At 75.0% G+C, this 8,838-nt stretch carries 6 protein-coding genes; 3 read left to right on the forward strand and 3 right to left on the reverse strand.

Annotated features, from left to right (window positions below):
* The first annotated feature begins 45 nt into the window (after positions 1-45).
* Positions 46-3,936: a hydantoinase B/oxoprolinase family protein gene (locus ACIBFB_RS19370; protein ID WP_397231955.1), complete on the forward strand. Its 3,891-nt coding sequence runs from the start codon at positions 46-48 to the stop codon at positions 3,934-3,936.
* Between the two features lie 238 nt (positions 3,937-4,174).
* Here the strand turns inward: ACIBFB_RS19370 and ACIBFB_RS19375 are convergent, their stop codons facing one another.
* Both ACIBFB_RS19375 and ACIBFB_RS19380 read right to left on the reverse strand, forming a co-directional pair.
* Complete coding sequence (locus ACIBFB_RS19375; protein ID WP_397231957.1) at positions 4,175-4,429, reverse strand: hypothetical protein; 255 nt, start codon at positions 4,427-4,429, stop codon at positions 4,175-4,177.
* Between the two features lie 19 nt (positions 4,430-4,448).
* Positions 4,449-4,580 carry a hypothetical protein gene (locus ACIBFB_RS19380; RefSeq protein WP_397231959.1) on the reverse strand — a complete coding sequence of 44 codons (132 nt, stop codon included), beginning with the start codon at positions 4,578-4,580 and terminating at the stop codon, positions 4,449-4,451.
* 152 nt (positions 4,581-4,732) lie between these two features.
* Here ACIBFB_RS19380 and ACIBFB_RS19385 point away from each other — a divergent pair, with 152 nt between their 5' ends.
* Positions 4,733-5,251: an Lrp/AsnC family transcriptional regulator gene (locus tag ACIBFB_RS19385; RefSeq protein WP_397231961.1), complete on the forward strand. Its 519-nt coding sequence runs from the start codon at positions 4,733-4,735 to the stop codon at positions 5,249-5,251.
* Positions 5,252-5,279: 28 nt separating this feature from the next.
* Here the strand turns inward: ACIBFB_RS19385 and ACIBFB_RS19390 are convergent, their stop codons facing one another.
* The gene (locus tag ACIBFB_RS19390) at positions 5,280-6,929 is read right to left on the reverse strand and encodes an FAD-dependent monooxygenase (RefSeq protein WP_397231963.1); all 1,650 of its coding nucleotides are present in this window, start codon (positions 6,927-6,929) and stop codon (positions 5,280-5,282) included.
* 244 nt (positions 6,930-7,173) lie between these two features.
* Here ACIBFB_RS19390 and ACIBFB_RS19395 point away from each other — a divergent pair, with 244 nt between their 5' ends.
* Complete coding sequence (locus ACIBFB_RS19395) at positions 7,174-8,751, forward strand: FAD-binding oxidoreductase (protein WP_397231965.1); 1,578 nt, start codon at positions 7,174-7,176, stop codon at positions 8,749-8,751.
* Positions 8,752-8,838 lie beyond the last annotated feature (87 nt).

Here is an 8,838-nt window from a genome sequence, read left to right on the forward strand (position 1 = left end):
GGGGCGCTCGACGCGCCGTCGAGGACGTGGGCCGAGGAGGATCGCATGGGCGGAGCCGACCGGGGCGGGGGCTGGCAGTTCTGGGTGGACCGCGGCGGCACGTTCACCGACGTCGTCGCCAGACGCCCGGACGGACGCCTGATCACGCACAAGCTGCTGTCCGAGGACCCGCGCCGCTACGAGGACGCCGCCGTGGCGGGGATCGAGGCGCTGCTCGCCGAGGGGGGCGGGGACGCCGGCCAGGTGCCCGCCGCCGTCGACCGGACCGTGATCGACACGATCCGGATGGGCACCACCGTGGCCACCAACGCCCTCCTGGAACGCGCCGGCGAGCGGACCGCGCTGGTGGTCACGCGCGGGTTCGGGGACGCGTTGCGGATCGGCTACCAGGACCGGCCGCGGATCTTCGACCGGCACATCGTGCTGCCCGATCAGCTCTACACCGATGTCGTCGAGGTGGACGAGCGGGTCACCGCCCAGGGCGAGGTCCTGCGCGAACCCGACCTGGAGCGGATCACCGCCGACCTGGAACGGGTCCGCGAGGACGGCGTCGGCGCGGTGGCCGTCGTCTGCCTGCACAGCCACCTGTACCCCGAGCACGAGCGGCGGATCGGCGCGCTGGCCCGACGGCTGGGGTTCGGCCAAGTGTCGCTGTCCAGCGAGGTCAGCCCGCTGATGAAGCTGGTCCCCCGCGGGGACACCACGGTGGTGGACGCCAATCTGTCACCGGTGCTGCGCCGCTACGTGCGCGGGGTCGCCGGGCGGCTCAGCGGTGTGCGGCTCATGTTCATGCAGTCCAACGGGGGGTTGGCCGAGGCCGGGCACTTCCGGGGCAAGGACGCGGTCCTGTCCGGGCCGGCGGGCGGCATCGTCGGCATGGCGCGGCTGTCCCGGGCGGCGGGCTACGACCGGGTGATCGGCTTCGACATGGGCGGCACCTCCACCGACGTCTCGCACTTCACGGGCGAACTGGAGCGCGTCTTCCACACGCGGGTGGCCGGGGTGCGGCTGCGCGCTCCGATGCTGGACATCCACACGGTCGCGGCGGGCGGCGGGTCCGTCCTGCGGTTCGCGGGCGGCCGGTACCAGGCGGGCCCCGACTCGGCGGGCGCCGACCCCGGCCCGTGCTGCTACCGGCGCGGCGGCCCGCTGACGGTGACCGACGCCAACGTGCTGCTCGGACGGATCCAACCGCACCACTTCCCGTCGGTCTTCGGCCCCGCGGGAGATCAGCCGATCGACACCGCCGGGGTGCGGCGGGCCTTCGCCGGCCTGGCGGCCCGCATCCGGGGGGAGACGGGGGACGAACGCGCCGTCGAGGAGGTCGCCGAGGGGTTCCTGCGGGTGGCCGTGGAGAACATGGCCAACGCCGTCAAGCGGATCTCCGTGCGCAAGGGGCACGACGTCACCGAGTACGCCCTGACCACGTTCGGCGGCGCGGGCGGCCAGCACGCGTGCGCGGTGGCCGACTCCCTGGGCGTGCGCACGGTGCTCGTCCCGCCGATGGCCGGGGTGCTGTCGGCGCTGGGGATCGGGCTGGCCGACACCACGGCGATGCGGCAGCAGTCGGTGGAGGCGCGGTTGGCGCCCGACCTGCTGGACCGGCTGAACGGGGTCGCCGACGGCCTGGCCGCGCGGACCCGTGCGGAGTTGGTCGACGAGGGGGTCCCGGAGTCGCGGATCAGCGTGTCGCGCAAGGTCCACCTGCGCTACGAGGGGACCGACACCGCCGTGCCGGTCGGCCTGGCCGGGTTCGGGGAGATGGTCCGGGACTTCACCGCCGACCACCGGCGGATCTACTCCTTCACCATGGACCGCCCCCTGGTGGCGGAGGCCGTCGCGGTGGAGGCGGTCGGGGCCACCGAGCAGCCGGACCTGTCGGACCTGGGCACGGCGGACGCGCCGGAGGACGGGCCGGACACGGACGTGCCCGGGGGCTCCCCGGACGCGGACGGCCGGGAGGGCGGCGCGGACGGCCGGGAGGGCGGCGCGGACGGCCGGGAGGGCGGCGCGGACGGCCGGGAGGGCGGCGCGGACGGCCGGGGCGGGGAGGATGCCCCCGCCAGGAGCGCGCCGGACAGGAGCGCGCCGGACGGGATCCCCGGTGCCGAGGGGCCACGGGTCACCCCTGGCGCGGCGGCCTCGGAGCGGAACCGGGAGGCGGACGCCCCGCCCGACGAGACCGTGCGCGCGTACACCGCGGGCTCCTGGCGCGACGTCCCCCTGTACCGGCGCGACGGACTGCGTCCGGGCGCGCGGGTGTCGGGGCCCGCGATCATCACCGAGGCCAACGCCACCACCGTCGTCGACCCCGGGTGGCGGGCGGTGGCCCGGCGCAGCGGACACCTGGTGCTGGAGCGGGTGGCGGCCCGCGCGGAGGCCGCGGTCGGCACCGGCGTCGACCCCGTGCTGCTGGAGGTGTTCAACAACCTGTTCATGTCGATCGCCGAGCAGATGGGTGCCCGGCTGGAGGCCACCGCGCAGTCGGTCAACATCAAGGAGCGGCTCGACTTCTCCTGCGCGCTGTTCGACCCGGACGGATACCTGGTGGCCAACGCCCCGCACATGCCGGTGCACCTGGGGTCGATGGGGTCCACGATCCGGGAGGTGATCCGGCGCAACGCCGACACCCTGCGGCCGGGCGACGTGTACGCGGTCAACGACCCCTACCACGGCGGCACGCACCTGCCGGACGTGACGGTGGTGACGCCGGTGTTCGGCGCCGAGGGCGACCGGCCGGTCTTCTTCGTCGCCTCGCGCGGCCACCACGCCGAGATCGGCGGGATCACCCCGGGGTCGATGCCCGCGGCCAGTCGGCACGTCGACGAGGAGGGGGTGCTCTTCGACAACTGGCTGCTCGTGCGCGGGGGAAGGTTCCTGGAGGAGGAGACGCGGCGGCTGCTCACCGGGGCCCCGTACCCCTCGCGTGCGCCCGAGGTGAACCTGGCCGACCTGCGCGCCCAGATCGCGGCCAACGCCAAGGGGGCGGAGGAGGTCGGTCGGATGATCGACCACTTCGGGCCGGCCGTGGTGCGGGCCTACATGGGGCACGTCCGCGACAACGCCGAACAGGCGATCCGCACGGTCGTCGACACCCTCCGCGACGGCTCGGCCCGCTACGAGACGGACTCGGGCGCGGTGGTCGCCGTACGGATCGAGGTCGACCGGGAGCTCCGGTCGGCGGTGGTCGACTTCACCGGCACGTCGGCCCAGCTCGGCACGAACTTCAACGCCCCCTCGTCCGTGGCCACGGCAGCCGTGCTCTACGTCTTCCGCACCCTGGTCGCCGCGGACATCCCGCTCAACGACGGGTGTCTGGTGCCGCTGCGGATCGTCATCCCGCCGGACACGATGCTCTCCCCGACGCATCCCGCCGCGGTCGTCGCGGGCAACGTGGAGACCTCCCAGGCGATCACCGGGGCCCTCTACCAGGCGTTGGGGGTGCAGGCCGAGGGGTCGGGGACGATGAACAACGTGACCTTCGGCGACGACCGGCACCAGTACTACGAGACCGTGTCCTCCGGGTCGGGCGCCGGTGAGGGGTTCGACGGGACGCCCGTGGTCCAGACGCACATGACCAACTCCCGGATGACCGACCCCGAGGTGCTGGAGTGGCGGTTCCCGGTCCTGCTGGAGGAGTTCGCGATCCGCCGGGGCAGCGGCGGCGCGGGCACGTGGCGCGGCGGTGACGGGGCGGTGCGCCGGTTGCGGTTCCGGGCACCGATGACGGTGACCACGCTGTCCGGTCACCGCCGGGTGCCGCCGTACGGGATGGCGGGCGGCGAACCCGGCGCCCTGGGGGAGAACAGCGTCCGGCGCGCGTCGGGGGAGGTCGAACGGCTGCACGGGTGCGCTTCGGTGCGGATGGGCCCGGGTGACGAACTGGTCGTCCGGACGCCGGGCGGAGGGGGGTACGGCCCGCCCGCGAACGGTTGAGCGGACCGGGTCCCGGTGGCTCACCCGCCGCGCCGCGGTCACGGTGCCCCGATGGCACGGATCCAGCGCTCGCGCTGCGGCGCGCGGTCATCCCGCAGGCGTGTGCGCCCCGGGCTCCACGCCCGGGCGGTCGTCCGTCCGCGGTCGACGAGCCGCCGCCGGCGGTCGGAGTGCCCCGCCCGCGGGCCCGGCGCGCGGCCGGTCCTCCCCGCCGCGCGCCGGGACACGGCGGCGACCGTCAGCCGGTCAGCCCCACGCAGTGGCAGACCACCGCGCAGCTGACCGTGTGCACCAGACCCGGGGTCGCGCTCTGCGCCCCCGTCGGCCAGCCATCCGCCGGGTCGGTGAACTGCGGCAGCAGCGCGGTGGAGAGCAGCGGCGCCTTGGGGTTGAGGCCGCTGACGCCGATCCCCTGCGCGAGCCGCGCGCCCCACGCCGCCCCCGGCCCGCTCTCAGCCGAAGCGCCCGGAACGGCGGGCCGCGCCACGGTCACGGCGCCGATCCCGATGAGGTTAGGCCGCCCCGGCCACGGTCAGGGCGGTCGGCACGACCGGACTGCCCGCCACGACAACCGCCACCCCCGCGGCGACCACCCCGGTCAGCGCCACGTAGCCCGGGAGCAGCCCGCCGACGGCCGGGGGCACCGACCGGTCGCGGAGTCCGGCGGTGGTCGTGTGCGCCCAGTCCGCCCCGGGACGAGGATGGGCAGCACCGAGACGGCCCAGAAGGCGGTGATGGAACTGGTGGCCACGGTGTGTCCCTCCCTCGGATGCGGACTGCCTGAGGGAGATGAGCCGTGTTCCGCCCGAAGGTGTTGCCGAAGATCCGCCTCGACCCGGGCGCATGCGGAAGGACCTTCTCCCTGGACGCTCTGGACAGGAAGATCCTTGCCGAACTCCAGGCCGACGGTCGCCTGACGGTCACCGAACTGGCCGCACGCGTACGCCTGGGCCTGTCCCCCTGCCACCGCCGCCTGCGCGAACTCGAACGCTCCGGAGCCATCCGCGGCGACCGAGCGATCCTGGACGCGGCGACCGCAGGGCTGACCTTCGAGCCCCTCGTCTTCGTCACCATGCGCCAGGAGGACCGCGACACGGTCGCCGCCTTCGAGAGCGCGCTGACCGGCATCCCCGAGGTGGTCCGCGCCGAGCGGCTCTGCGACGACCCCGACTACCTCCTCCGGGTGGTCGCCGCGGACCTGCCCGCCTTCCAGCGGCTCTACGACGACCGGCTCGCCACGCTGCCCGGGGTCCAGCGGCTGAGCTCCACCCTGGTCATGAGACACGTCGTCGAGGAGCGCCCCCTCCCGTTGTGACGAGCCGTGCCGCCGGGGCGTGCGCCGACTACCCGACCGGCGCCGAGTCGGCGCCCGCCGACCCCGTCTCCAACGCCCGGAGGTAGCGGCGCACGGGCGCGAAGTCGACGGTGTCCGAGCGGTGGGCGACGTACTTGTCCGGCCGCACCAGGTACAGGCTGGGCCGGTGCACGCCGTAGCGCCCGTGGGCGCGGCTGCGCACGTCGGCGAGCACCCCCTCCCTCGGTTCGGACGGAAGGTGGCCGCGCGTCACCAGGTGGACGCGGCCGTACCCGCCCATCGCCGCGCGGGCGTCGGCCGCCCACGCGTTCAGGGTGGGCGGGTCGATCACGTCCGCCGCGAACACCACCAGGTGGTGCCCCGGCTCGCGGTACACGTGCCGCAGGGCCACCGGGCCGGAGGCGTCCTCCAGGTAGGCGTCCGGGGCCAGCTCCCCCGCCTTCGGGCCGGTCCCCGCGCCGTCGCCCCACGCCGGGGCCCGGGACCCGGCCCAGCGCTCGGAGACGAGGGCGCTGTCGCGGTAGTGGACCAGGTGCTCGCCGATCGCGTCGGCCATGCGCCGTTGGACGGGGGTGAGCCGCCCCAGGAGACGGAGCGCGTGGCGCCGTGCTCGGGCGGCGACGAGGCCGGTCGCCGTGACGGCCCGCGTGGCGGTCGAGGTGGAGTCCAGCACGGCCTGGGCCACCGGGCGCCGTTCGGCCTGGTAACCGTCCAGCACGGAGGCGTGCGCGTCGCCCGCGACCACCAGCGCCAGCTTCCATCCCAGGTTGTAGGAGTCCTGCATACCCGTGTTCATGCCCTGGCCGCCGATGGGGCTGTGGCTGTGCGCCGCGTCGCCCGCGAGCAGGACCCGTCCGTCGACGTACCGGTCGGCCAGTCCCTCGCGCGCGGTGAAGGACGACGTCCACTGCGCGTCGGTCAGCACGGGGGCCAGGGGCGTGCGGTCGACGAGGTGGCGGGCGAAGTCGTCCGGCCCGGGGCGCTCGGGCGGGTCGGCGTCGGGGGTGTTGGCCAGGATCCGCCAGTAGCCGCCGACCATGGGGAACACGGCGACCACGCCGCCCCGCCCCAGGTAGGCGTGGAAGCGGTCCCGGGGCAGGTCCCAGTCTGCGGCGAAGTCGCCCAGGATGAACCCGCGCCGCAGGTCGAGCGTCCGCCAGCCGATCCCGGCGCCCCTGCGCACGGTGCTGTGCGCGCCGTCGCAACCGACCAGCCACCGGGTCGTGTGGTGTTCGACGCGGCCGTCCGCGTGCACGAGTTCGGCGGTGACGCCGTCGCCGTCCGAGCGGTGCGAGGCCAGACGTGTCCGCCACTCCGGAGACACGCCCAGCTCCTCCGCGCGGCGGCGGAGCAGCCCCGCGGTCCGCCACTGGGGGATGCACAGGTCCATCGGGAAGGGCGAGTCGACGCACGACAGGTCCATGTCGGCCAGGAGCCTGTCGCGCTGGTAGAAGTTCAGCACCCTCAGCGGGATGCCCTGGTCGACGGCGGCCTCGGCGACGCCGATGTCGTCGAGCATCTCCAGGGACCGCGCAGCGACCGCCACGGCCCGGCTCTCGTGGACCTCCTCGGGTCCGGCGTCGACGATCCGGGGGATCACGCCGCGCCGGGCCAGTTCGATGGCGAGCACGAGTCCGGTGGGACCCGCGCCCACGATGAGAACGTCGTCGTTGCGCATGAAAACCTCCAAAAGCGAACGTTCGTTCTTTCATGGAAGCACGGCGAGGAGCGTCGCACAAGAGGAAACGGATCGTTCCCTAAAGCAGAGATGCGCCACCGAGATTTGGACTGAACGTCATTGGGCAATTACGTCTGGTAAAAATAGCAGGCAGGTCCCCGCGCCGCCCGCCTCGCTTCCCCTCCCCACCGGTACGCACGGGCCGGGCCCGGTGGACGCTTCCGCACACAGACGAGGTGATCGGGTGAGTTGGAACAGCACGCGCACGGACGCACCGCCCCGGGCCGGCGTGCCCCGGGCCTCCGAGGACGTGGCCACCAGATCGGGCCTGCGCGCCCCGCACCGCGTGTGGCATCGGCTGGGGCGCTCCATCGCCGGGGACATCGTCCTGCCCGACCAGGACGAGTACGACGCCGTCCGCGGCACCTCGGATCCGCGCTTCGACACGGCCAGTCCCCGAGCCGTGGTGCGCTGCGCCGTGGAGGAGGACGTCGTCCACGCCGTGGACTTCGCCCGCCGCTGGGGCATCCGCGCCCACGTCCGCGCGGGCGGGCACTGCGCCATCGGGTCCTCGACCGGCCCCGGGCTGGTCATCGACCTGTCCCCGCTCAGCCGGACCGTGGTCGACGGCGGCTCCGCGTGGTGCGCCGGGGGAACGCTCACCGGGGCGTTCACCGCCGCGCTCGACGGCCACGGCCGCACGGTGCCCACCGGCCGGTGCGCGACGGTCGGCGTCGCCGGCCACACCCTGGGCGGCGGCACCGGCCCGACGGGGCGCAGGCACGGGTTCACACTCGACAGCCTGACCGGGGCGCGCGTGGTCCTGGGCGACGGACGGGTGGTCGACTGCGACGCCGACCACCACCCCGACCTGTTCTGGGCGCTGCGCGGCGCCGGCCACGCCGCCTTCGGGGTGGTCACCGAACTGAGCTTCCGTACCCGGCCCACCCGTCCGGTCACCGAGTTCGTGCTGGGCTGGCCCGCCGACTGCCGCACCCGGGTGCTCGCCGCGTGGCAGGCGTGGGGCCCGCACGCCCCGGACGAACTGTCCACGACGGCCACGATCGCCGGGGCCGCCGCGGACTCCGGCGGCGACGGCCGGTCCCCGGTGACCGTGGCCGGGTCCTGGCTGGGCGACCCGATCGGCCTGGAGCACCTGGTGGACGACCTCCTGGCGGCCGTGGACCGACCGCCGAAGGCCCGGACGGGCACCGTGCGCACCAGGGGCGACGGCGCCCCGGTCCCGGCGGTGGACGGGAGCCCCCTGGTGAACGGCGGGTTCGACACGGCGAACGGGTCAGGCGTCGTGCTGCGGCGGCACGAGTTCTTCGACCGCCCGCTCGACGCGGCGGCCCTGAACGCGGTCACCGCCGCGCTGGACCGGGGTGCCCGCCCCGGGGAGGTCCGTCGGCTCCGTCTGGAGGCCATGGGCGGCGCCTACGACCGGTCGGGCCGGGAGACGGCCGCGCTGGCGCACCACGGGGCCCTGTTCGGGGCGCTCTCGGAGTTCCGTCCCGCCCCGGGCGGTCTCGCCGGATGCCGCACCGCCCAAGGGGCGCTGCACGACGTGCTACGGCCGCTGTCCGCGGGGACCGCGCACCCGAACTACGCGGCGGAGGAGCGGGACGACTGGCGTCAGGCGTACCACGGCACGCGCCACGCCCGGCTGGAGGAGATCCGGGTTCGCTACGACCCCGACGGCGTCTTCGGCTTCCCGATGGCACAGGCCGCGGCCTACCGGAGCAGCTCGGACCCGGGCGACGCCTGGCGCGGTTCCCCGGCCGAGGACGTGTCCTCGGCGCGTCCGTCGGGATGCCGGTAGGGCGTGTTCCGCGGACGCCGCCCGCCGCGCGGCGGGCTGTGCGTCCGCGGAACACGCCCCGGAACCGACGGGAGCCGGCTCACACGG

The sequence above is a fragment of the Nocardiopsis sp. NPDC050513 genome (genome assembly GCF_044457925.1).
In the GTDB taxonomy this organism is placed as follows: Bacteria; Actinomycetota; Actinomycetes; order Streptosporangiales; family Streptosporangiaceae; genus Nocardiopsis.

Excerpts from the sequence above, each read along its gene's own strand:
- ACIBFB_RS19370 (WP_397231955.1), top strand. The coding sequence starts at position 46 with ATGGGCGGAGCCGACCGGGGCGGGGGCTGGCAGTTCTGGGTGGACCGC.
- ACIBFB_RS19390 (WP_397231963.1), bottom strand. The coding sequence starts at position 6,929 with ATGCGCAACGACGACGTTCTCATCGTGGGCGCGGGTCCCACCGGACTC.